General features: G+C 71.7%; 14 protein-coding genes and 1 pseudogene. 11 read left to right on the top strand and 4 right to left on the bottom strand.

From position 1 onward, the window contains the following. Positions 1–82: 82 nt before the first annotated feature. On the top strand, positions 83–2,980 hold the full coding sequence (locus ACFQ9Z_RS08670) for a vitamin B12-dependent ribonucleotide reductase (RefSeq protein ID WP_383012941.1): 2,898 nt from the start codon (positions 83–85) through the stop codon (positions 2,978–2,980). A 67-nt stretch (positions 2,981–3,047) separates the two neighbouring features. Here the strand turns inward: ACFQ9Z_RS08670 and ACFQ9Z_RS08665 are convergent. After that, a pseudogene (locus tag ACFQ9Z_RS08665) lies at positions 3,048–3,608 on the bottom strand (TerD family protein); the annotation flags it as partial. Positions 3,609–3,732: 124 nt separating this feature from the next. On the opposite strand from ACFQ9Z_RS08665, the gene ACFQ9Z_RS08660 reads away from it, so the two are divergent. The 3 genes from ACFQ9Z_RS08660 to ACFQ9Z_RS08650 all read left to right on the top strand — a co-directional run bounded on the left by ACFQ9Z_RS08660 (position 3,733) and on the right by ACFQ9Z_RS08650 (position 6,008). Further along, positions 3,733–4,338 carry a YdbC family protein gene (locus ACFQ9Z_RS08660; RefSeq protein ID WP_383012938.1) on the top strand — a complete coding sequence of 202 codons (606 nt, stop codon included), beginning with the start codon at positions 3,733–3,735 and terminating at the stop codon, positions 4,336–4,338. Positions 4,339–4,430: 92 nt separating this feature from the next. Beyond that, positions 4,431–5,090: a histidine phosphatase family protein gene (locus tag ACFQ9Z_RS08655; RefSeq protein ID WP_383012935.1), complete on the top strand. Its 660-nt coding sequence runs from the start codon at positions 4,431–4,433 to the stop codon at positions 5,088–5,090. Between the two features lie 12 nt (positions 5,091–5,102). Continuing rightward, positions 5,103–6,008, top strand: coding sequence for an ADP-ribosylglycohydrolase family protein (locus tag ACFQ9Z_RS08650; RefSeq protein ID WP_383012932.1), 906 nt, complete (start codon positions 5,103–5,105; stop codon positions 6,006–6,008). Between the two features lie 320 nt (positions 6,009–6,328). On the opposite strand, the gene ACFQ9Z_RS08645 is transcribed toward ACFQ9Z_RS08650, so the two are convergent. Further along, positions 6,329–7,876: an MFS transporter gene (locus ACFQ9Z_RS08645; RefSeq protein ID WP_383012929.1), complete on the bottom strand. Its 1,548-nt coding sequence runs from the start codon at positions 7,874–7,876 to the stop codon at positions 6,329–6,331. A 185-nt stretch (positions 7,877–8,061) separates the two neighbouring features. On the opposite strand from ACFQ9Z_RS08645, the gene ACFQ9Z_RS08640 reads away from it, so the two are divergent. From ACFQ9Z_RS08640 to ACFQ9Z_RS08630, 3 genes are all read left to right on the top strand, one after another. Beyond that, entirely contained in the window at positions 8,062–8,685 is a 624-nt protein-coding gene (locus ACFQ9Z_RS08640; RefSeq protein ID WP_383012926.1) for a TetR/AcrR family transcriptional regulator, read from the top strand. An 82-nt stretch (positions 8,686–8,767) separates the two neighbouring features. Next, on the top strand, positions 8,768–9,469 hold the full coding sequence (locus ACFQ9Z_RS08635; RefSeq protein ID WP_383012923.1) for a ribonuclease HII: 702 nt from the start codon (positions 8,768–8,770) through the stop codon (positions 9,467–9,469). 68 nt (positions 9,470–9,537) lie between these two features. Beyond that, the gene (locus ACFQ9Z_RS08630; RefSeq protein WP_383012920.1) at positions 9,538–10,167 is read left to right on the top strand and encodes a hypothetical protein; all 630 of its coding nucleotides are present in this window, start codon (positions 9,538–9,540) and stop codon (positions 10,165–10,167) included. A 380-nt stretch (positions 10,168–10,547) separates the two neighbouring features. Here the strand turns inward: ACFQ9Z_RS08630 and ACFQ9Z_RS08625 are convergent, their stop codons facing one another. Both ACFQ9Z_RS08625 and ACFQ9Z_RS08620 read right to left on the bottom strand, forming a co-directional pair. Next, positions 10,548–11,168, bottom strand: a complete 621-nt coding sequence (locus tag ACFQ9Z_RS08625; protein WP_383012917.1) for a hypothetical protein — start codon at positions 11,166–11,168, stop codon at positions 10,548–10,550. 284 nt (positions 11,169–11,452) lie between these two features. Beyond that, positions 11,453–13,618 carry a RecQ family ATP-dependent DNA helicase gene (locus ACFQ9Z_RS08620; protein WP_383012914.1) on the bottom strand — a complete coding sequence of 722 codons (2,166 nt, stop codon included), beginning with the start codon at positions 13,616–13,618 and terminating at the stop codon, positions 11,453–11,455. A 186-nt stretch (positions 13,619–13,804) separates the two neighbouring features. Here ACFQ9Z_RS08620 and ACFQ9Z_RS08615 point away from each other — a divergent pair, with 186 nt between their 5' ends. The 4 genes from ACFQ9Z_RS08615 (at position 13,805) to ACFQ9Z_RS08600 (ending at position 19,824) form a co-directional block, all read left to right on the top strand. Then, the gene (locus tag ACFQ9Z_RS08615; RefSeq protein WP_383012911.1) at positions 13,805–15,373 is read left to right on the top strand and encodes a DUF4192 family protein; all 1,569 of its coding nucleotides are present in this window, start codon (positions 13,805–13,807) and stop codon (positions 15,371–15,373) included. Positions 15,374–15,517: 144 nt separating this feature from the next. Continuing rightward, complete coding sequence (locus ACFQ9Z_RS08610; RefSeq protein ID WP_383012908.1) at positions 15,518–16,276, top strand: NUDIX domain-containing protein; 759 nt, start codon at positions 15,518–15,520, stop codon at positions 16,274–16,276. Between the two features lie 160 nt (positions 16,277–16,436). Continuing rightward, positions 16,437–18,773: an ATP-binding cassette domain-containing protein gene (locus tag ACFQ9Z_RS08605; RefSeq protein WP_383012905.1), complete on the top strand. Its 2,337-nt coding sequence runs from the start codon at positions 16,437–16,439 to the stop codon at positions 18,771–18,773. 163 nt (positions 18,774–18,936) lie between these two features. Next, positions 18,937–19,824, top strand: coding sequence for a FadR/GntR family transcriptional regulator (locus ACFQ9Z_RS08600; protein ID WP_383012902.1), 888 nt, complete (start codon positions 18,937–18,939; stop codon positions 19,822–19,824). The last annotated feature ends 417 nt before the right edge of the window (positions 19,825–20,241 follow it).

Here is a 20,241-nt window from a genome sequence, read left to right as displayed (position 1 = left end):
GAGCCCGCAACATCAGACAGAACACCGTGCCACGGGAACATCGGGGCACTTCAGGGCGTTTGCGCCCGTACAGGGAGGCGGCATGACAGAGACGGCGAGCGGTCCGACGCGAGGTTCCCGAGCCAAGGGAACCAAGGCGGGTAGCAAGGGACTGCAGATCGAGCGCATCCACACCACCCCCGGCGTGCACCCGTACGACGAGGTGGCCTGGGAGCGCCGTGACGTCGTCATGACCAACTGGCGCGACGGCTCGGTCAACTTCGAGCAGCGTGGCGTCGAGTTCCCCGACTTCTGGTCGGTGAACGCGGTCAACATCGTCACCAGCAAGTACTTCCGGGGTGCCGTCGGCACCCCGCAGCGCGAGGTCAGCCTCAGGCAGCTGATCGACCGTATCGTGAAGACGTACCGGAAGGCCGGTGAGGACTACAAGTACTTCGCCTCGCCCGCCGACGCCGAGATCTTCGAGCACGAGCTGGCCTACGCCCTCCTGCACCAGATCTTCAGCTTCAACAGCCCCGTCTGGTTCAACGTCGGAACCCCGCAGCCCCAGCAGGTCTCCGCCTGCTTCATCCTGTCCGTCGACGACTCCATGGAGTCGATCCTCGACTGGTACAAGGAAGAGGGCATGATCTTCAAGGGCGGTTCCGGCGCCGGCCTGAACCTCTCCCGCATCCGCTCCTCCAAGGAGCTGCTCTCCTCCGGCGGCAACGCCTCCGGTCCCGTCTCCTTCATGCGCGGCGCCGACGCCTCCGCCGGCACCATCAAGTCGGGCGGCGCCACCCGCCGCGCCGCCAAGATGGTCGTGCTCGACGTCGACCACCCCGACATCGAGGACTTCATCCAGACCAAGGTCAGCGAGGAGGAGAAGATCCGCGTCCTGCGCGACGCGGGCTTCGACATGGACCTGGGCGGGGACGACATCACCTCCGTCCAGTACCAGAACGCCAACAACTCGGTCCGGGTGAACGACGAGTTCATGACGGCGGTCGAGTCGAACGGCAAGTTCGGCCTGCGTGCCCGCATGACCGGTGAGGTCATCGAGGAGGTCGACGCCAAGGCGCTCTTCCGCAAGATCGCCGAGGCCGCCTGGGCCTGCGCCGACCCGGGCATCCAGTACGACGACACGATCAACAACTGGCACACCTGCCCCGAGTCCGGCCGGATCACCGCGTCGAACCCGTGCAGCGAGTACATGCACCTGGACAACACGTCCTGCAACCTGGCCTCGCTGAACCTGATGAAGTTCCTCAAGGACGACGGCAAGGGCCACCAGTCCTTCGAGACCGAGCGCTTCCAGAAGGTCGTCGAGCTGGTCATCACCGCGATGGACATCTCGATCTGCTTCGCGGACTTCCCGACCCAGAAGATCGGCGAGAACACGCGCGCGTTCCGCCAGCTCGGCATCGGCTACGCCAACCTCGGCGCCCTGCTGATGGCCACCGGCCACGCCTACGACTCCGACGGCGGCCGCGCCCTCGCCGGCGCCATCACCTCGCTGATGACCGGCACGGCCTACCGCCGCTCCGCCGAGCTGGCCGACGTCGTCGGCCCGTACGACGGCTACGCCCGCAACGCCGACGCCCACAAGCGCGTCATGCGGCAGCACGCCGACGCCAACGGCGGGGCCGTCCGCATGGACGACCTGGACACCCCGGTCTGGGCCGCCGCCACGGAGGCCTGGCAGGACGTGGTGCGCCTCGGCGAGAAGAACGGTTTCCGTAACTCCCAGGCGTCCGTGCTCGCCCCGACCGGCACCATCGGTCTGGCGATGTCCTGCGACACCACCGGTGTCGAGCCCGACCTCGCGCTGGTGAAGTTCAAGAAGCTGGTCGGCGGCGGCTCGATGCAGATCGTCAACGGCACCGTCCCGCAGGCCCTGCGCCGCCTGGGTTACCAGGAGGAGCAGATCGAGGCGATCGTCGCCCACATCGCCGAGAACGGCAACGTGATCGACGCTCCCGGTCTCAAGCCCGAGCACTACGAGGTGTTCGACTGCGCCATGGGCGAGCGCTCCATCTCCCCGATGGGCCACGTCCGCATGATGGCGGCGATCCAGCCGTGGATCTCCGGCGCCATCTCCAAGACGGTCAACATGCCGGAGACGGCGACCGTCGAGGAGGTCGAGGAGATCTACTACGAGGCGTGGAAGCTGGGCGTCAAGGCGCTCGCCATCTACCGCGACAACTGCAAGGTCGGCCAGCCCCTCTCCGCTAAGACCAAGGAGAAGGAGAAGGCCGAGGTCACGGAGAAGGCCGAGGCGGCCATCCGCGAGACGGTCGAGAAGATCGTCGAGTACCGCCCGGTCCGCAAGCGCCTCCCCAAGGGCCGCCCCGGCATCACCACGTCCTTCACGGTCGGCGGCGCCGAGGGCTACATGACCGCCAACTCCTACCCCGACGACGGTCTCGGCGAGGTGTTCCTGAAGATGTCCAAGCAGGGCTCGACCCTCGCGGGCATGATGGACGCCTTCTCCATCGCCGTCTCCGTCGGTCTGCAGTACGGCGTGCCTCTGGAGACGTACGTCTCGAAGTTCACCAACATGCGCTTCGAGCCGGCCGGCATGACGGACGACCCGGACGTGCGGATGGCGCAGTCGATCGTCGACTACATCTTCCGCCGCCTGGCGCTGGACTTCCTGCCCTTCGAGACGCGCTCCGCGCTCGGCATCCACTCCGCCGAGGAGCGTCAGCGGCACCTGGAGACCGGCTCCTACGAGCCGGCCGAGGACGAGGTCGACGTCGAGGGCCTGGCCCAGTCGGCGCCGCGCGCCCAGGAGCTGAAGGCGGTCGCCACGCCGAAGGCCGAGTCCGAGGTGGCCAAGCCCGCCCCGAAGCAGGCGCACACCAGCGCCGAACTGGTGGAGATGCAGCTGGGCATCCAGGCCGACGCCCCGCTGTGCTTCTCCTGCGGTACGAAGATGCAGCGGGCCGGTTCCTGCTACATCTGCGAGGGCTGCGGCTCGACCAGCGGCTGCAGCTGATCACACGCCGTACCTGAGGTGAGGGGCGCCGGCCACGGCCGGCGCCCCTCACCTGCGGGTGCCCGCGTCAGAACCGGCGCCTGCTGCCCATGACCCGGGGGAAGGCCGCCGGATCCTCGTCGTAGCCGTGGACCCCCGCGTGGAACGTCCAGCCACCGGATTCGTCCCGCAGGAACTCGCCGATCGTGGCCGCCGTGGCCTGGGCGACCGAGCCGAAGTCGTCCTCGGCGAGCACCGTGTAGCCCTCACGGATGCGCAGCGCCGGGTTGAGCACCTCGGAGAAGGTCCGGCGCCCCGCCCCCTGCTGGATGACCACACCGGCCACCACGCGCGTGTAGCGGCCGTCGAGCCGGTCGAGCTCGATCGTCATGACCTCGTCCCAGCCGAAGCCCTTGCCGTCGGTGCTGTCCCGGTTGAGGAAGATCGTGCCGTCCGGCGAACGGCTGTCGAAGTGCACCAGATAGGCCGGCGCCCCGTACGGGTCACCGGATTCGTACGGTCCCGCCACGATGTCCAGATCGGTGGGCGGTCGGCCCGCGGGACTGGGGTCCCACTTGAGCGCGACCTCGACCTTGCGGATTCCCTTGCTGAAGCCAGCCACCGGGCTTCGCCACCCCCTTGAAGTGCCGTGTCTGCCAACTGCCCTGAAGACAGGGCCTTTTGTTCATCGTGCCACGCGCGCGCGGAGCGTGCGCGGGCGATCTCAGCCGGAGCGTGACCGGCGCCACGCCCGGTGGCCTTACGATGGCGCGGTGCTGGTCAAGTGGATTCGCTGCACCGTGGTGGACCGCCGCGGCTTCGAGCGCGGGCAGCGGAAGTGGGCGGGGCTTCCCGGGGAGCCGGGTTTCCGGGGGCAGGGCGGAGGCTGGAGCCGGCACCGGCCCGGGGTGGCGCATGTCTTCGCCTTCTGGGAGAGCCGCGCCTTCTACGACTCCTTCATGGCCCGCTCCCACGACCGTCTCGCGGCCGCCCAGTCCGGCACGTTCAAGGATCCCCAGGTCAAGCTGTTCGAGTACCGGTTCGACGTGAAGACCGGCTTCGAGCCGCGCTTCACCGACTCGGACCTGGTCCGGGTCGCCCTGTGCCGGGTCCACGAGGAGCGGGTGGAGCACTTCACCCTCATGCAGGAGAAGGTCTGGAACCCCGCCATGGCCGGGTCGCCGGGCATGATCCGGGGCATGTTCGCCGAGGCGCCCGAGCAGGAGTTCCTCATCCTCTCCATGTGGCGGTCGGCGGCCGAGCACGGCAAGTACCGCACCGAGCGGATCGAACGCCTCGCGCTGCGCGCCCAGACGGAGGCGGACATCGAGGCGCTCACCGGTGACGTCGTGGAGCTGGAGCCGTCCTGGACGGTCTGATCGTGCCGGTATGTGTGGGACGCGTGTGACTTACGCCGTACGGGACCACCATGAGTGCCCCACCGACCCCCCGTTCGATCTAGGGTTTCGGCATGGCACGACCACGGCGCATCGTCCTTGTCCGGCACGGCGAGTCAACGGGCAATGTTGATGACTCCGTGTACGAGCGGGAGCCCGACCACGCTCTCGGGCTGACCGAGCGCGGCGTGCGACAGGCCGAGGAGACCGGCAAGGAGCTCCGCGAGGTCTTCGGCCGGGAACGCGTGAGCGTGTACGTCTCCCCGTACCGGCGCACCCACGAGACACTGCGCGCCTTCCACCTCGACCCCGGCCGCATACGGGTACGGGAGGAGCCCAGGCTGCGCGAGCAGGACTGGGGCAACTGGCAGGACCGCGACGACGTACGCCTGCAGAAGGCCTACCGGGACGCCTACGGCCACTTCTTCTTCAGGTTCCCGCAGGGAGAGTCCGGCGCCGACGTCTACGACCGGGTCGGCGGCTTCCTGGAAAGCCTGTTCCGCAGCTTCGAGGCCCCGGACCATCCGCCGAACGTGCTCCTGGTGACGCACGGGCTCGCGATGCGGCTGTTCTGCATGCGCTGGTTCCACTGGACGGTGGCGGAATTCGAGTCGCTGTCGAATCCCGGGAACGCCGAGATGCGGATGCTCGTTCTCGGTGAGGACGGCAGATACACCCTCGACCGGCCCTTCGAGCGATGGCGGGATCCGGTGCCGCACTGGGATCTTGGATAGAGTGGCAGACCGATGACCGCTGACTCCTCTTCTCTCGGGCGCCTGAACCGTGCCCTGGCGAGCCTGCGCGGACTCGCGGTGGGAGACGCGCTGGGCTCGCAGTTCTTCGTCCCGGCGAACCACCCTCTGCTCAAGCGCCGCGAACTGCCCGGGGCCCCCTGGCAGTGGACGGACGACACGGAGATGGCCTGCTCCGTGGTGGCCGTCCTCGCCGCCCACCGCCGCCTCGACCAGGACGCCCTGGCCCGCTCCTTCGCCGAGCACCACGACTTCGACCGCGGCTACGGCCCGGCCGTCAACCGGCTGCTCCGCCTGGTCCGCGAGGGTGAGGACTGGCGCGAGCTCGCGGCCGGCCTCTTCAACGGCCAGGGCTCCTGGGGCAACGGCGCCGCGATGCGCATCGCGCCGCTGGGCGCCTGGTACGCCGACGATCCGGAGCAGGCGACTCACCAGGCCGAGATCTCGGCGTATCCCACGCACCAGCACCGCGAGGCCGTGGTGGGGGCGATGGCCGTCGCCGCTGCCGCCGCGCTGGCCGCCTCGCCGGGCGGGCCGCCCAGCCCCGAGGCGCTCCTCGACGGCGTCATCGCACTCGTGCCGAAGAGCGCCGTCGGCGCGGGCCTGCGCCGGGCCCGCGACATGCTCGACTACGGGGATCCGGGCACCGTCGCCGCCGTGCTCGGTTGCGGACGCCGTACCTCGGCCCACGACACCGTCCCGTTCGCCCTCTGGTCCGCCGCGCGGTCGCTGGGCGACTTCGAGACGGCTTTCTGGACGACCGCCCAGGTCGGCGGCGACGTGGACACGACCTGCGCGATCATGGGCGGCGTCCTCGGCGCCGGCAAGGCGGGCACGCCCCCCGCTCAGTGGGTGGAGCGAACCGAGGCCCTGCCCGACTGGGTGCCGACGGCGCTCTGAGCCCCTCTTCGACGCCCCGTATCGTCGGCCGTCGGGACTCTCCGTGCCGGGTGGGAACTCTGCGTGACCGCCGGCCGTTCTCCGCGTGACCGCCGCGATATTCGCGGCGGACGGTGACACGGGCCGGGCAGGTTGAGGGGCGGGGCCGGGAGGGGGCGTGGGTGATGGCGGTCGTCGACGGTGTGCCGGTCGCGCTCGTCGCGCCTCTGGTCTCCTCGGTCGCGGCCGCGCGGGCTACGCGGCCGGCCGGGCCGCGGCGGGGTCGGTCCTGCTCCCGGCCGCGGTCCGGCCTGCCGTGGCTCCGCCCGGCGGAGCGGCGATCAGCCGATGGCCGGGCCGGGCGTGCCGGCGAGGGCATCGAGATCGCTCTTGCGGACCCTGATCACCAGCCAGGCCGTGACGAACGCGAGCCCGGCCATCGCGGCGGCCGGGACGAAGGCCGCGGAGATCCCGTGAGCCAGCACCTCGTGTCCCCAGGGCGCGGGCAGCTGGTGCGTCTTCGCGAACTGCGCCTGCTGTTCGGGCGTACCTCCGGCGAGGAACTTCGGCAGTTGCTTCTTCGCCTCGTCCGTGCTCGCGGAGCCGAAGACGGTGGTCAGGATGGACAGGCCCAGCGAGCCGCCGACCTGCTGCATGGCGTTGAGCAGCCCGGAGGCCGCGCCCGCCTCGTGCTGGGCCACACCGGAGACGGCCGTGACGGTGGCCGTCACGAAGTTCAGGCCCATGCCGAAGCCGAACACCAGCATCGGCCCCAGCACCCCGCCGAGGTAGGAGCTGTCGGGCGTGATGAACGTCTGCCAGACCAGTCCCGTCACCACGAGCGCCGAGCCGGTCATCATGAAGGGCTTGGGGCCGAGCGTGGGCAGGAAGCGCTGGGACAGGCCGGCGCCGACCGCGATCGCGAACGTCACGGGGAGGAAGGCGAGACCGGCCTGGATGGCGCTGTAGCCGAGCACGTTCTGCACGAACAGAACGATGTAGAAGAACATGCCGAACATCGCCGCTGCGAGGCTGAGCATGATCACGTACGTGCCCGAGCGGTTGCGGTCGGCGAACATCCTGAGCGGGGTGATCGGTTCCCTGGCCCGCATCTCGATGAGGACGAACGCGACCAGCAGCACCACCGCGGCGCCGAAGGACCCCAGCGTGAGACCGTCCCGCCAGCCGTCTTCCGAGGCGCGGATGAACCCGTAGACCAGGGCGGCCATGCCGGTCGTCGACGTGAGCGCACCGGCGATGTCGAACCGTCCCGGGTGCCGTTCGGACTCGCTGATGTACACCGGGGCCAGGAACGCGATCAGCAGGCCGATCGGCACGTTGACGAAGAGCACCCACCGCCAGTCGAGCCAGTCGGTGAGCATGCCGCCCGCCAGAAGGCCGATGGCACCGCCGCCCGCGGACACCGCAGCGAACACGCCGAAGGCCCGGTTGCGTTCCGGGCCTTCGGGGAACGTGGTGGTGATCAGGGCGAGCGAGGTGGGCGAGGCGATGGCGCCGCCGACTCCCTGCAGGGCGCGCGCCGCGAGCAGTTGCCAGGGTTCCTGGGCGAGCCCGCCCAGCAGCGAGGCGAAGGTGAACAGCAGGATGCCGGCCATGAACACCCGGCGCCGGCCGAGGATGTCGCCGGCCCGGGCCCCGAGCAGCAGCAGGCCGCCGAAGGTGAGCGTGTAGGCGCTGACCACCCAGGTGAGGTCGGTGGTGCTGAACGCGAGAGCGTCTTGAATGTGCGGGAGCGCGATGTTCACAATCGTCGCGTCGAGTACCACCATGAGCTGGCACGCCGCGATGACGGTGAGCGCGATGCCGGGATGCCCCACCCGGCGGGCCGCACCCGGTTTCCGTTCCTGAAGGAGCTGAGAGGTTGTCACTATGAGTCCCCCACAAAGGCGTTAGTGAACGCTCGCGTTCACTTTCACGTCAACGGTAGTGAGTCCCCGACAGTGAACGCAAGCGTTCACTTGATTCCGCGTCACGTTTCGCCTCCCCCTTCCTGCGACGTGGCGCGGTCCCGCTCCGAAACCCCCGCTTCCCCTTGCCTGCTGGAGAAACACGGATGGACATCTCGCGCTGTACGGCCGCTCCCGCTCAGGCGGCCTCTCCCCGTCGGCGCGGCGCGGTGCTCGAGCGCGCGATCCTGGACGCCGCCCTGGAGCAGCTCAGTACGGTCGGCTGGAACGGTCTGACGATGGAGGGCGTCGCGGTCGGCGCCCAGACGGGCAAGGCGGCGGTCTACCGCCGCTGGTCCTCCAAGGAGGACCTGGTCGCCGATGCGCTCGAGGCCGGGCTGCCTCCGGTCGAGGAGGTCCCCGACCTCGGCAGTGTCCGGGAGGATCTGCTGGCCCTGTGCCGGCGGGCCCGGGACGCCATGTTCTCGCGTCCCGGCTTCGCCCTGCGCGCGGTGATTCACGAATGCGATCCAGCTCAGGTGGAGCGCTTCCACGGTGTGATCTTCGAGGGGGTGGTCGAGCCCATGATCGACCAGTTGCGAGAGGTCATCATCCGTGGAATAAGGCGAGAGGAGGTGCGTCCCGACGCCGACAACGGCTACGTCTTCGACACTGTTCCGGCCATGATGATGTACCGATCCAAGATGTGCGCCAGCGAATGGAGCGATCGCGATCTCGAGGAGATGATCGACCGGCTGATGATGCCGCTGCTGCGGCCGCACGGGTCCTGACCGCGGTCCGCGGCGTCCCCGGCCGGATCAAGGGGGACCGGGGTGTCGCGCGGCCCTCCCGGCGGCGTAATCTAAGGGCGCCATGCCGTACGAACCACCCACTCACACCGTCGAGCGTTCCCTGCGCGCCACGACCGGAGCGAAGGTCATCGCCGGTGTCGACGAGGTGGGGAGGGGCGCCTGGGCCGGTCCCGTCACCGTCTGCGCTGCGATCACCGGACTGCGCCGGCCGCCCGAGGGTCTGACCGACTCCAAGCTGCTGACGGTGAAACGGCGTACGGAACTGGCCGGGATACTGCACTCGTGGGTCACGGCCTATGCCCTGGGGCACGCTTCCCCCGAGGAGATCGACAGGCTGGGGATGACCGCCGCGCTGCGGCTCGCCGCCGTCCGCGCCCTGGACCTCCTGCCGGTCCGCCCGGACGCCGTGATCCTCGACGGCAAGCACGACTACCTCGGGGCCCCGTGGCGGGTGCGCACGGTCATCAAGGGTGACCGGTCCTGCGTGGCCGTCGCGGCGGCATCGGTGATCGCCAAGGTGCAGCGCGACAAAATGATGGCCGAACTGGGTGTCGACCATGCAGACTTCGGATTCGCGGACAACGCCGGGTATCCGTCGCCCGTGCACAAGGCGGCACTGGAGGAGCGGGGGCCCACCCCGTACCACCGTCTGTCATGGGCGTATCTTGATGCGCTGCCCCGGTGGCGGCACCTCAAGAAGGTCCGTAGTTGGGCGGACGGAAGCGTTCCGGAGATCGAGGGTCAGCTCGGCTTCGACTTCTGACGGTTCCGCTCGCACTGATGTGCCACCCGGCCAACCGTGCCGCACCAACGTTTGATAAAAATCAGCTCATGCCTCTCATTCCCGAGGAGCCTCAGATTCACGAGAGTGCCCAGGGTCCCCGCGCCACTCCGGCCAGCGGCCGCACCGCGCCGACCCCACGCCCCGTACCCGGCCCCCGTCCCGCGGCTCCGTCCCGCCCCGGTCGTCCAGGCCCCCCGAGGCCCGTGCCGCCGGCGCAGCGCGCTTCGCGAGACGCGGCTCCGGCCAGGCCAGGCCCGTCGGGCCCGGCCGCTCCCGCCGCCACGGCGGTGACTCCGCAGATCCAGCTGATCCCCGCCTCGGCCGACGGTGCGCTCGACGCCGCCGACGAAGCGGTGGACCTGCTCCTGGACTCGGGCCGCGCCCCCGGAGAGGTGCTGGTGGTCACCACCGGTTCCCAGCACCCGTGGGCGGAGCACGAGTTGTCCTTCGGAGAAGCCTCCTACTGGACGCAGCACGACGCCGGTGACGACGTCTTCTACACGGACGCCGCCCGCCTCTCCCGTGCCGCGACCCGTCCCGTGGTCGTCGTCGCCGTCAACGGCGCCGCCTCCACTGCCGCCTCCGTCCTTCCGTCGGCCCACGCCAGGGCCGGTGCGCTGCTGATCGTCTGCGGTGACCCGCAGCAGATCAACGCGGTGCTGGGCGCGGGCGTCTGAGGTACGCCCGGGCCCCTCGGGGCCGGGCATGACGAAGAGCCGCTCCGGCGACATCAGTACGGTGCGGCTTTCGGCATGCCCGGACGACCGGCAGTGGCCGTCCCGTACGGCGTGCGCCCTCCCGCACGGCGTGCGCCGGACTCGTGGCCAGGTGCCCACAGCAGCGGCGCGGGAAGCCTGCGGAAGCCGGCGGCAGTGCTGCGGGAAACCCGCGAGAGCCGGCGCCAGCGGTGCGGGCGGCCGGCGAGGAGCGGCGGCAGCGGTGCGGAAGCCCGCGGGGCCGGTAGCCGTCGTCATGGCACGCCGGCGACCGGCTCGTGCCGGATCGCCACCGCCGTACCCGCAGCCCTGGAACTCGGCGCCCTCGGGCCGGGCCGGCGTCAGCGGGCAGCCGCGCGGCGCAGGACGTCGGAGACCGGGCCACCGGTGCGCGGAGGCAGGGGTGCGGCCTGGGACATCGCGAACGACTCGGGCTCCGAGTGGGCGTTCGGGTGGCGTCCGCCCCGCCCTTCGCCGAGCACCTGCCAGCCGTCGCCGGTCAGCGTGATGTACGCGCCGCAGCGCAGCCCGTGCAATGTGCACGCGTCGCGCAGCCCCCACATCCAGGCGCCGTCCTCCTCGGTCCACTGCGCGTCGCCGTCACGGCAGTAGAGCAGCACGGCGGTGCGCACCGGTGTGCGCCGGCGCAGGTCGTGCGGGATGACCCGGCGCAACTGGGCGAGCAGCGCGTTGCGGAACATCCAGCCGTCGGCCGGCGCGGGACGCCGTATGAACGACGCGCTGGCGCAGAGCCGTTCGTCCGGATCCAGGACGGCCACGACCGCCATGGAAGGCCGCGGACGATGGCGGGCGTGCAGCCCGCTGACCACCTCACGGGGGTTGCGCAGCAGTGGGATCCCGGCGGCTGCCCACTCCGCGGGCTCGAGCAGGCGACTGGCGGAAGCGGCGGACGCGGACGGCGACAAGGAGGCCGCCGAGGACGAGGCGAATCCGAAGGTCACGTTCCTCCCTTCGGCTACGCGCCCACACTGCGGGCGAGGTCGGATTCGGGGGAGCGCGCACCGCGGCGAAGCCCACGGATCATGGGCGAGCCGTGCGGGGAGCGGACTTCAATTCTTCCTGTCGAACTTGGATGCGGCAACGAGCAATTGGAGCCGCCGACGGATATCTGGTGGTGCGTGGCTTATATCCCTACCCACAGCAGGCGCCGGCGACCCCTGTGACGTTCGGCCGCGGCATGTCGGTGCCCGACGAGCCGCTCCGGCCCGGTGCGCGCGGTGCGCCGTCACCCCTGGACGGCCAGCACCAGCGGCAACACGCCTTCGGCGCCGGCCCTCCTGAGCAGGCGCGCCGCGACGGCGAGGGTCCAGCCGGTCTCGGTGAAGTCGTCCACCAGCAGGACGGGACCGCCGGACTCGGCGAGCGCGGAGACGAGGGCCGGTGGCAACGTAAGTGAGCCGTCCAGGGCCTTCAGCCGCTGGGCGCTGTTGCTGCGCGGTACCCGGGGCGCTTCCCCGGCGTACTCGACGGAGCCGAGCAGCGGCAGCCGGCCCACCTCGGCGATGCGGGCGCCCAGGGAGCCGATCAGCGCGGGCCGGGAGCGGGAGGCGACGGTGACCACACCCACCGGCCGGGCCTGGGCGTCGGCCGTCCCCGAGGCCCACCCGCCCGGGCCCTTCGCCCAGTCGGCCAGTACGTCGACCACGGCTCGGGCCACGTCGTCGGGTACCGGCCCGTCCGGAGCCTGGGGCGCGAGCAGGGGACGCAGCCGGTTTCCCCAGCCGATGTCGGACAGCCGGCCCAGGGCTCGCCCGGGCGCGGCCTGTTCAGTGGCCGCGATGCGGCCCTTGAGGTTGATGCCGATCGCCGGGAGCCCGGTCGGCCACATACGGCGGGGCTCCACCTCGACCCCGGCACGGCCGAGGTCGACGCGCGCGGCGTCCAGCGCCGCCGTCGTGGTGTCGGCGGTGAAGCGAGGTCCCGCGCAGTTGTCGCAGCGGCCGCACGGCTTGGCGCCCTCGTCGTCCAGCTGGCGCTGCAGGAACTCCATCCGGCAGCCCGTGGTGGACGCGTACTCACGCATCGCCTGCTGCTCGGCCCCTCGCTGCCGGGCCACCCAGTCGTACCGCTCGGTGTCGTAGGACCACGGCCGGCCGGTCGCGGTCCAGCCGCCCTTGACCCGCCGCACCGCTCCGTCCACGTCGAGGACCTTCAGCATCGTCTCCAGCCGGGAACGGCGCAGTTCCACCAGGGGTTCCAGGGCCGGGAGGGACAGCGGTCCGTCGGCCCGGGCGAGGACGTCGAGCGTGCGGCGCACAAGATCCTCGGCGGGGAAGGCGAGCGAGGCGAAGTACTGCCAGATCGCCTCGTCCTCCTTGCCCGGCAGCAGCAGCACCTCGGCGTGCTCGACGCCACGGCCCGCGCGGCCGACCTGCTGGTAGTAGGCGATGGGGGAGGACGGCGAACCGAGGTGCACCACGAAACCCAGGTCCGGCTTGTCGAAGCCCATGCCGAGCGCCGACGTGGCGACCAGCGCCTTGACCCGGTTGGCGAGCAGGTCGTCCTCGGCCTGCTGCCGGTCGGCGTTCTCCGTCCTGCCCGTGTACGAGGCGACGGTGTGGCCGCGCTGCCGCAGGAACGCGGTGACCTCCTCGGCGGCCGCCACGGTGAGCGTGTAGACGATGCCGGAGCCCGGCAGGTCGTCCAGGTGGTCGGCGAGCCAGGCCATCCGGTGCGCCGCGTCCGGCAGTCGCAGCACGCCGAGGCTCAGGCTCTCCCGGTCCAGCGGCCCCCGCAGCACCAGGGCGTCGGACGTGCCGCCGGTGCCGAGCTGCTCGGCGACGTCGGCGGTCACACGGGCGTTGGCCGTCGCAGTGGTGGCGAGCACGGGGACACCGGGCGGGAGGTCGCCCAGCATGGTGCGCAGCCGGCGGTAGTCCGGGCGGAAGTCGTGGCCCCAGTCGGAGATGCAGTGGGCCTCGTCCACCACGAGGAGCCCGGTCGCCGCGGAGAGCTTGGGCAGGACCTGGTCACGGAAGTCGGGATTGTTCAGCCGCTCCGGACTGACGAGCAGCACGTCGACCTCACCGCGCTCGATCTCGGCCTGGACGGCCTCCCACTCCTCGGTGTTGGCAGAGTTGATGGTCCGGGCGTGGATGCCGGCCCGGGCCGCGGCATCCACCTGGTTGCGCATGAGCGCGAGCAGCGGCGAGACGATCACCGTGGGGCCGCTGCCTCTGGCCCGCAGCAGCGACGTCGCCACGAAGTACACCGCGGACTTTCCCCATCCCGTGCGCTGCACGACCAGGGCCCGGCGCCGGTCGGCGACCAGCGCCTCGATCGCCCGCCACTGGTCCTCGCGCAGCCGCGCCGTGGCCGTGGTGTCTCCGACGAGCCGGGCGAGGACGGCGTCGGCCTGCGCCCGGAGGTCCGCGTTGCTGGTGTGCTCCATGGGTCCCATACAACAGGACGGGACTGACAAACGGGCGGGACGGCTGCGGCGAGCGGGCGGCCACGACGGCCGGACTGTGGAGAAGCGTCCGGAACGGGGCCCACTCGCCGCCTTCGTTGTCGTGCACCTGATTCGACTTGTCCACAGGTTCAAGCGGAATCTCGGCATCCGCGAGATCGTCGGCGCATGACGAATCACGGCGAAACGACCGGACCCTTCGAAAACGGCGATATCGCGAGGCGCGAGCCTCTCAGCGGCCCGCCGGACGACCAGCCCGCACACGACTCCCAGGTCACGCTGCGCACCCCCGCCGAGCTGGCCGACGCGCTGCCCTACCTGCTCGGCTACCGACCGGAGGACAGCATGGTGCTCGTGGCCCTGCACGACCGGGAGGGCGGCGGCAGGTTCGGCGGCCGCGCCCGGCTGGGCATTCCCGCGAACCGGGAGGACTGGACCGAGGCCGCCCGCCAGCTGGCCCGGGGTCTGGTCACCGGCGGCGAACGACGGGGCACCCGTCCCGAGCGGATGGTGGCCTACGTCTGCCAGGAGCCGGGCCCGGGCGAGACAGGCCGGGACGTGATGAAGCGGCTCGAGCCGCTCGCCCAGCTGCTGCGCACCGAGTGCGGCAGCCTCGACGTGCCGGTGATCGAGGCGCTGTGCGTCTCGGACGGCAGGTTCTGGTCGTACTGCTGCCCGGTCGAAGGGTGCTGCCCCGGCGACGGGACGCCGATGGGCCTGCCCGGCACCTCCGTGCTGGCCGCCGCGGCCACCTATGCGGGACTCCAGGTGCGCGGCACGCTCCGCGAACTGCGGGCCAGGCTGCTGCCCTGGGAGACGGGCGCCGCCCTGCAACAGGAGATCGCCCTGGACGCGGCCGGCATGTCCCTGGTGCCACGCATCCTGGACGACGCCGAGCGCGTGTCCGTCGCCGAGGAGACTCTCGACCTCGCCGGCCGTGTCATCCGCCGGTTCAGCGCGGCGGCGCCGGTGTCCGGCAACCATCAGGCGGACCTACGCGACGACGGCCTGCTCGCCCATGACGAGGCGGCGACGCTGATCCTCGGGCTCCAGGACCGCACCACGCGTGACCGCGCGGCCGCTTGGATGGAGGGCGAGGAGGCCGGCCCCGCCCTGAGGCTGTGGCGCGCGCTGGCCCGGCGCTGCGTGGGTCCGTACGGCGAGCACGCCGCCGCCCCGCTGACCCTGGCGGGCTGGGTGGCCTGGTCGTCCGGCGACGGACTGGAGGCCAGGGAGGCGTTCGCGATGGCGCTCGGCGCCGACCCCGACTACCTGTTCGCCCGGCTGCTGCACCAGGCCTGCAACGAAGGGCTCGACCCCGAGTCGATCCGCCGCTGCCTGCGCGCGGAACGTGAGCGGCCTGCCCAGCCGGAGACGGCGCAGCAGGCCGCTCCGGCGACCGAGTCCGCTCCCGACGAGCCCGCGCCCACACCCGTGGAGGGGGCAGGAGCCTCCCCATGGCCCGAGGATCACGCCGCCGTGCCCGCCCAGCCGACCGGTGGCTCACGGCGCCGGCGGCGGCCCCGCGCCGGGGGCACCGGCGACGGCGCCGCTCGGCCGGTGCACGGGTCCGAACGGCGGAGGCGCCCGGCCGGCTCCCATCCCCAGGCGCCGCCCACCGGATCCTCGCGTCCCGGCGGCGCCGAGCCGGGCGCCGCCCGGGTGCGTGCGGGGGACGGCGCACCCCGCGGCATCGCGGCCGCGAGCGGACGCCGGGAGAGCGAGGGGGACGGATGAGACCACGAGGACGAGGAGCCCGACGGGTGAGACCGCGAGGACGGGGAGCCCGTTCTGCGCCCCACAGCGGAACGAGGCGGATCCGGTGCCGGTGCGGCCTGCGGAGGGAGTGTTTATCGTCAGGCAGACGACTATGATCGCCGCATGCCCTACGACCCGTCAGCCTTTCCGCCCTTCGCCGTCACCGTGGACCTGGTCGTGCTGACCGTGCGCCGCCATTCCCTGTGCGCGCTGGCGGTGCGCAGGGGTGAGGCGCCGTTCCAGGGACGGTGGGCGCTGCCCGGCGGATTCGTGCGGGCCGACGAGGATCTGTCCCAGGCGGCGGCGCGGGAGCTGGCCGAGGAGACCGGGTTGTGTGCTCATGAGCCCTCGGCTCCGGCCCAGGACCACGGCGCCCATCTGGAACAGCTCGCCACCTACGGGGACCCGAAGCGGGACCCGCGGATGCGGGTCGTCAGCGTCGCCCACCTCGCACTCGCTCCGGACCTGCCGGCGCCCCGTGCCGGCGGCGACGCGAGCAACGCGCGCTGGGCGCCGGTCGAGGAACTGCTCCAGCAGGGCGGATACGGCCGCGACGGCGAGCCTGTGGCGCCGCTCGCCTTCGATCACGCCCAGATCCTCGCCGACGGCGTGGAGCGAGCCCGGTCCAAGATCGAGTACTCCTCGCTGGCCACCGCGTTCTGCCCGCCCGAGTTCACCGTGGGGGAGCTGCGTCGGGTGTACGAGGCCGTGTGGGGGGTCGCTCTCGATCCGCGCAACTTCCACCGCAAGGTCACCGGGACACCGGGATTCCTCGTGCCCACCGGCGGTACCACCACCCGCCAGGGCGGCCGGCCGGCCCAGCTCTTCAGGGCAGGCGGCGCGACCCTGCTCAACCCTCCGATGCTCCGTCCCGAGGTCTGACCGCCACGGCGACCGCACCCGTTACGGCGAGGGTCGCAAGGTGCGCGCCGGGCCCCGGTCCGCCTAATGGCGGACGCGTGTCCCGCTCGACTTGCGCACCACCGAAGAACGGATAGGGGGATACCAGAAAAACAGGACATAGCGCGCTATCTTTCTGCGGGTGATCCAGGCCTTCGGATTGACCAGCAACCCCCGCAAGGCGCACCCGCCCGCCGTCGACGACGTCTCCTTCGAGGCGCGCGCCGGTCATGTCACCGTGCTCCACGGAGCCGGCGGCTCGGGCAAGACGACGACGCTCAGGCTGATGCTCGAACTGCAACAGGGCCGCGGCATCGCCCACTTCCGGGGACGGCCGCTGCACCGGATCGCTCATCCGTCACGGGAAGTCGGCGTGCTCCTCGGGGACGTGCCCGGTCACCCGGCCCGCTCGGTCCGCGGCCACCTGCGCATGCTGTGCGCGGCGGCCGGCGTCCCCGTCCGCCGCGCGGACGAGGTGCTCGAAGTCGTCGGTCTCGTCAGCCTCCGGGAGGAACGCCTCGGGACCTTGTCGCGCGGCATGGACCGCAGGGTCGGACTGGCCTGCGCCCTGCTGGCCGACCCGCACACGCTCGTCCTGGACGCACCCGCGGCGTGTCTGTCCGCCCGCGAGGCACGCTGGCTGCACGGCATGCTGCGCGCGCACGCCGACCAGGGCGGCACGGTCCTGCTCGCGACAGCCGATCCCAAGGAGGCGGCTCGTACGGGCGACCGGGTCGTCACCCTGGACGCCGGCCGAATCGCCGCGGACCAGGAGGGCGGGGAGTTCGCCCGCACCCGGCTGCGTCCGCGCGTCGCCGTCCGCAGCCCCCACGCCGCCCGTCTCGCGGCCCTGCTCGCCAAGGAGGCCCGTACCGCGCAGCGTTCCGTCGAGGTCGTACGGGAAGCCGGCAACCACCTCTCGGTGTACGGCAGCACGACCGCCGACGTCGGTGAGATCGCCTTCCGGCACGGCATCCTCGTACACCAACTCGCCGACGAGATCGGTGACATGAGGTCGGGAGCGGAACCCGGAGGCAGTGAGACCGCGGGCGGGGAACCGACCTCCGTCGAGCGGGACCGGGCCGTTCTGGCCCGCACTCCGCAGGCCCGGACGCAGGCAGCGTCCGGCGCCTCGCCACAGGGAAGTGCCGCGCCGGCGTCGGCGGTTTCCGCTCCTTCCTCCGACGAGTGCGAACGGCTGGTGTCCCGCGTCTCCCTGCCGGGCGACACGCTGGAGCAGGAAGCCGGACGCCCGTGTCCGGCACCCACGGGGAAGCACGCTGCTCCCACCGGGAGCGCCGACACCCTCACGGAGGCGCAGACCGAGGGCCTGTCGAAGCCCGGCACGGCCCCCACGGCCGACCCCACACCCCCCGCCGCTCCGGCCGTCGAGACACCGGAGGGCGGTGCCGGCATCGCGGCCGCCGACGACTCCTCGATCACCTCCGGCGCCCGCCCGGGCGCGCCCTCCGGGGCGGCGGGCTCCTCCGGGACGTCTGCCGGAACACGAGCGAGACACGATGCCACGAGCACGGTCGCCGCCGGCGCACCCGCGGCCGCCACCACCGTCCCCGGCGCACGGAATCCGGACTCCGGGCGTACCGGCGGCGGGCAGCCGGCGGCGGAACCGCCGCCGCGCTCGCCGGCCGACGCGGCCCGGGCCCGCGACACCCTGTCCCTGCTGCCACCCCCGATCACTGTCCGCACCGCCCGCGGCCCCCTCCGCCCACTGCGCTACGAACTGCGGCGCGCCGTGGGAATCGGCACCGGGTTCCTCACCTGCGGGGCCGCACTGCTGGTGTCCGCGCTCACCGCAGTCCTCCTCGCCCGGACCGGTCACACGCCGCAGGCGCGGCTGTTCGCCGCCTGGCCGAGGGAACTGCCGCTGCCACCCGCGGCGCTCGCGGCGGGCCTGCTCGGCGCCCTGGCCTTCGGGGACGAGTTCCGTCACCCCGCGCTGGCGGTGGACCGCGGCACCGTTCCCCGCCGGCTCGGGCTGCTCACCGCCAAACTCCTCGTCTCCGGGGCCACCGCCCTCATGCTGGCCTTCCTCACGCTGGGCTGCGACGCCGAGGTTCTCTACCTCGTCTACGGGCGGGAGCTGACCCGGATCCCCTCGGACTGGCTGTCCCTCGGCGCGAGTTGGTTCGGGCTCATGACCGGATGCGCCTGGGCCGGGGTGCTTGCGGCCGGGCTCTTCCGGTCCACCACGGCGGGTCTCGCGGCCGTCCTCGCCGTACCCGTCGCCATCGTCCCCGTCCTGCAGTGGGTGCTGGGCGGCCCGGCCGCGCATTCCGCCGCCGGGCTTCCGATGCGGATGCGGGAGCTACTGCTGCTGCAGTGGCCCTTCGGGGGTGATCGCTATCTGCTGGCCACGGCCCGGATTGTTGCCCAACCGGTCGGCGGCGCAATGACGTTGTCCTTGGCCACGCTGTTGTGCGCCTATCTGGTCACGACGGTGCGCACCAGGGTCCGATGACAGCCCTCGCGAACGCATCCGGTCCCGCCGTGCCAACTACTCCCCGAATACGGCTCGTTTCTTTCCGATAAGGCGTCAATTGCGACGGGGTGAGCGATCACCCTTTCGTGTGCTTTTCACCAAAGACCTCAAGGGAGTTGGAAACGACGCCGACAAAGGATGCGTGAGTACCCTTGCGCACACCATGATGACCGCCGCCCGCAACTCAGACTCCGGTCTGGCCGGCCCGGGCGAACTCGACCGCTACCCGTACACCGATGCCCCGGTGACCGACCGGGTCGGAGCGCCCGCCTGGGAGGGAGGGGAGCCCGAGCTGGGCCGCGTGGGCCGGCGCGCCGCGGGCAGCCGCGGACGCGGACTGCACGGCCAACTCGTTCAGCAGCTGGGTCAGATGATCGTATCGGGCGACCTGGGGGCCGACCGCCCGCTCGTCCCCGAGGAGATCGGCCAGCGTTTCGAGGTCTCCCGCACCGTCGTCCGTGAATCCCTCCGCGTCCTGGAGGCCAAGGGCCTCGTCAGTGCCCGTCCGAACGTCGGCACGCGCGTGCGTCCCGTCAGCGACTGGAACCTCCTGGATCCGGACATCATCGAGTGGCGGGCCTTCGGGCCGCAGCGCGACGACCAGCGCCGCGAGCTGAGCGAGCTGCGCTGGACGATCGAGCCGCTCGCCGCCCGCCTCGCCGCCGGGCACGGACGGGAGGAGGTGCAGCAGCGCCTGTCCGACATGGTGGAGATCATGAGTCACGCCATGGCGCAGGGCGACGCGCTGACGTTCTCGCGTGCCGACGCCGAGTTCCACGGGCTGCTCATCCAGATCGCCGGGAACCGCATGCTGGAGCACCTCTCCGGGATCGTCTCGGCCGCCCTCCAGGTGTCCGGAGGTCCGGTCACGGGCTGTGACCGGCCGAACGAGGCCTCGCTCGCGATGCACGCCCGGATCGTCGACGCGCTGGGCACCGGAGACGGCACGGCGGCGGAGACGGCGATGCGCCAGCTCCTCACCGTCCACCCCGAGGTGGAGCGCGTGGTTCCCGCCCCGCGCGAGCACTGAACCGGTCCCGGCGGATCGCTCGCAGGTGCGCCGTGGTCTCGTGGCCGGCGCGACGGCAGGGCTCGGGGGCCGGCCGTCGCCGGCCCCCGCCGGATTCCCGGGTTCCGGCGGGGCCCGGTCCGCTGCGGACCACGTGACCGGCCCCGCCTGACGGGCCGGCCGCACCGGTGATCCCTTACGCCTGCCTTCGATAGGCTTTGGGTGCTTATGGGGTGTGACTCGGGCCACGCAGATTGGGCGTAACGCTCGCGGGAGCAGTGCGATGACCTAAGAGGTGACAGTCGCGGAGGAATACGGACGCCTGGCAAGGCGCTGTGCATCTCCCCGGCCCCCGCCCGCTCCGTCGGCCCACCCCCGGCCGGTGGTCGGCTCCTGTCCGCTGTGGACGGGGCCGGAAGCCGTTTTCCAACGTTCCGA

This window comes from Streptomyces sp. NPDC056580, from assembly GCF_042793175.1.
Classification (GTDB): Bacteria; Actinomycetota; Actinomycetes; order Streptomycetales; family Streptomycetaceae; genus Streptomyces.
Note: the sequence above shows the minus strand (reverse complement) of the source record. Positions and strands in the feature narration are given on the sequence as shown.

Excerpts from the sequence above, each read along its gene's own strand:
- ACFQ9Z_RS08640 (WP_383012926.1), top strand. The coding sequence starts at position 8,062 with ATGGACATCTCGCGCTGTACGGCCGCTCCCGCTCAGGCGGCCTCTCCC.
- ACFQ9Z_RS08650 (WP_383012932.1), top strand. The coding sequence starts at position 5,103 with ATGACCGCTGACTCCTCTTCTCTCGGGCGCCTGAACCGTGCCCTGGCG.
- ACFQ9Z_RS08610 (WP_383012908.1), top strand. The coding sequence starts at position 15,518 with ATGCCCTACGACCCGTCAGCCTTTCCGCCCTTCGCCGTCACCGTGGAC.
- ACFQ9Z_RS08620 (WP_383012914.1), bottom strand. The coding sequence starts at position 13,618 with ATGGAGCACACCAGCAACGCGGACCTCCGGGCGCAGGCCGACGCCGTC.
- ACFQ9Z_RS08635 (WP_383012923.1), top strand. The coding sequence starts at position 8,768 with ATGCCGTACGAACCACCCACTCACACCGTCGAGCGTTCCCTGCGCGCC.
- ACFQ9Z_RS08630 (WP_383012920.1), top strand. The coding sequence starts at position 9,538 with ATGCCTCTCATTCCCGAGGAGCCTCAGATTCACGAGAGTGCCCAGGGT.
- ACFQ9Z_RS08670 (WP_383012941.1), top strand. The coding sequence starts at position 83 with ATGACAGAGACGGCGAGCGGTCCGACGCGAGGTTCCCGAGCCAAGGGA.
- ACFQ9Z_RS08615 (WP_383012911.1), top strand. The coding sequence starts at position 13,805 with ATGACGAATCACGGCGAAACGACCGGACCCTTCGAAAACGGCGATATC.
- ACFQ9Z_RS08655 (WP_383012935.1), top strand. The coding sequence starts at position 4,431 with ATGGCACGACCACGGCGCATCGTCCTTGTCCGGCACGGCGAGTCAACG.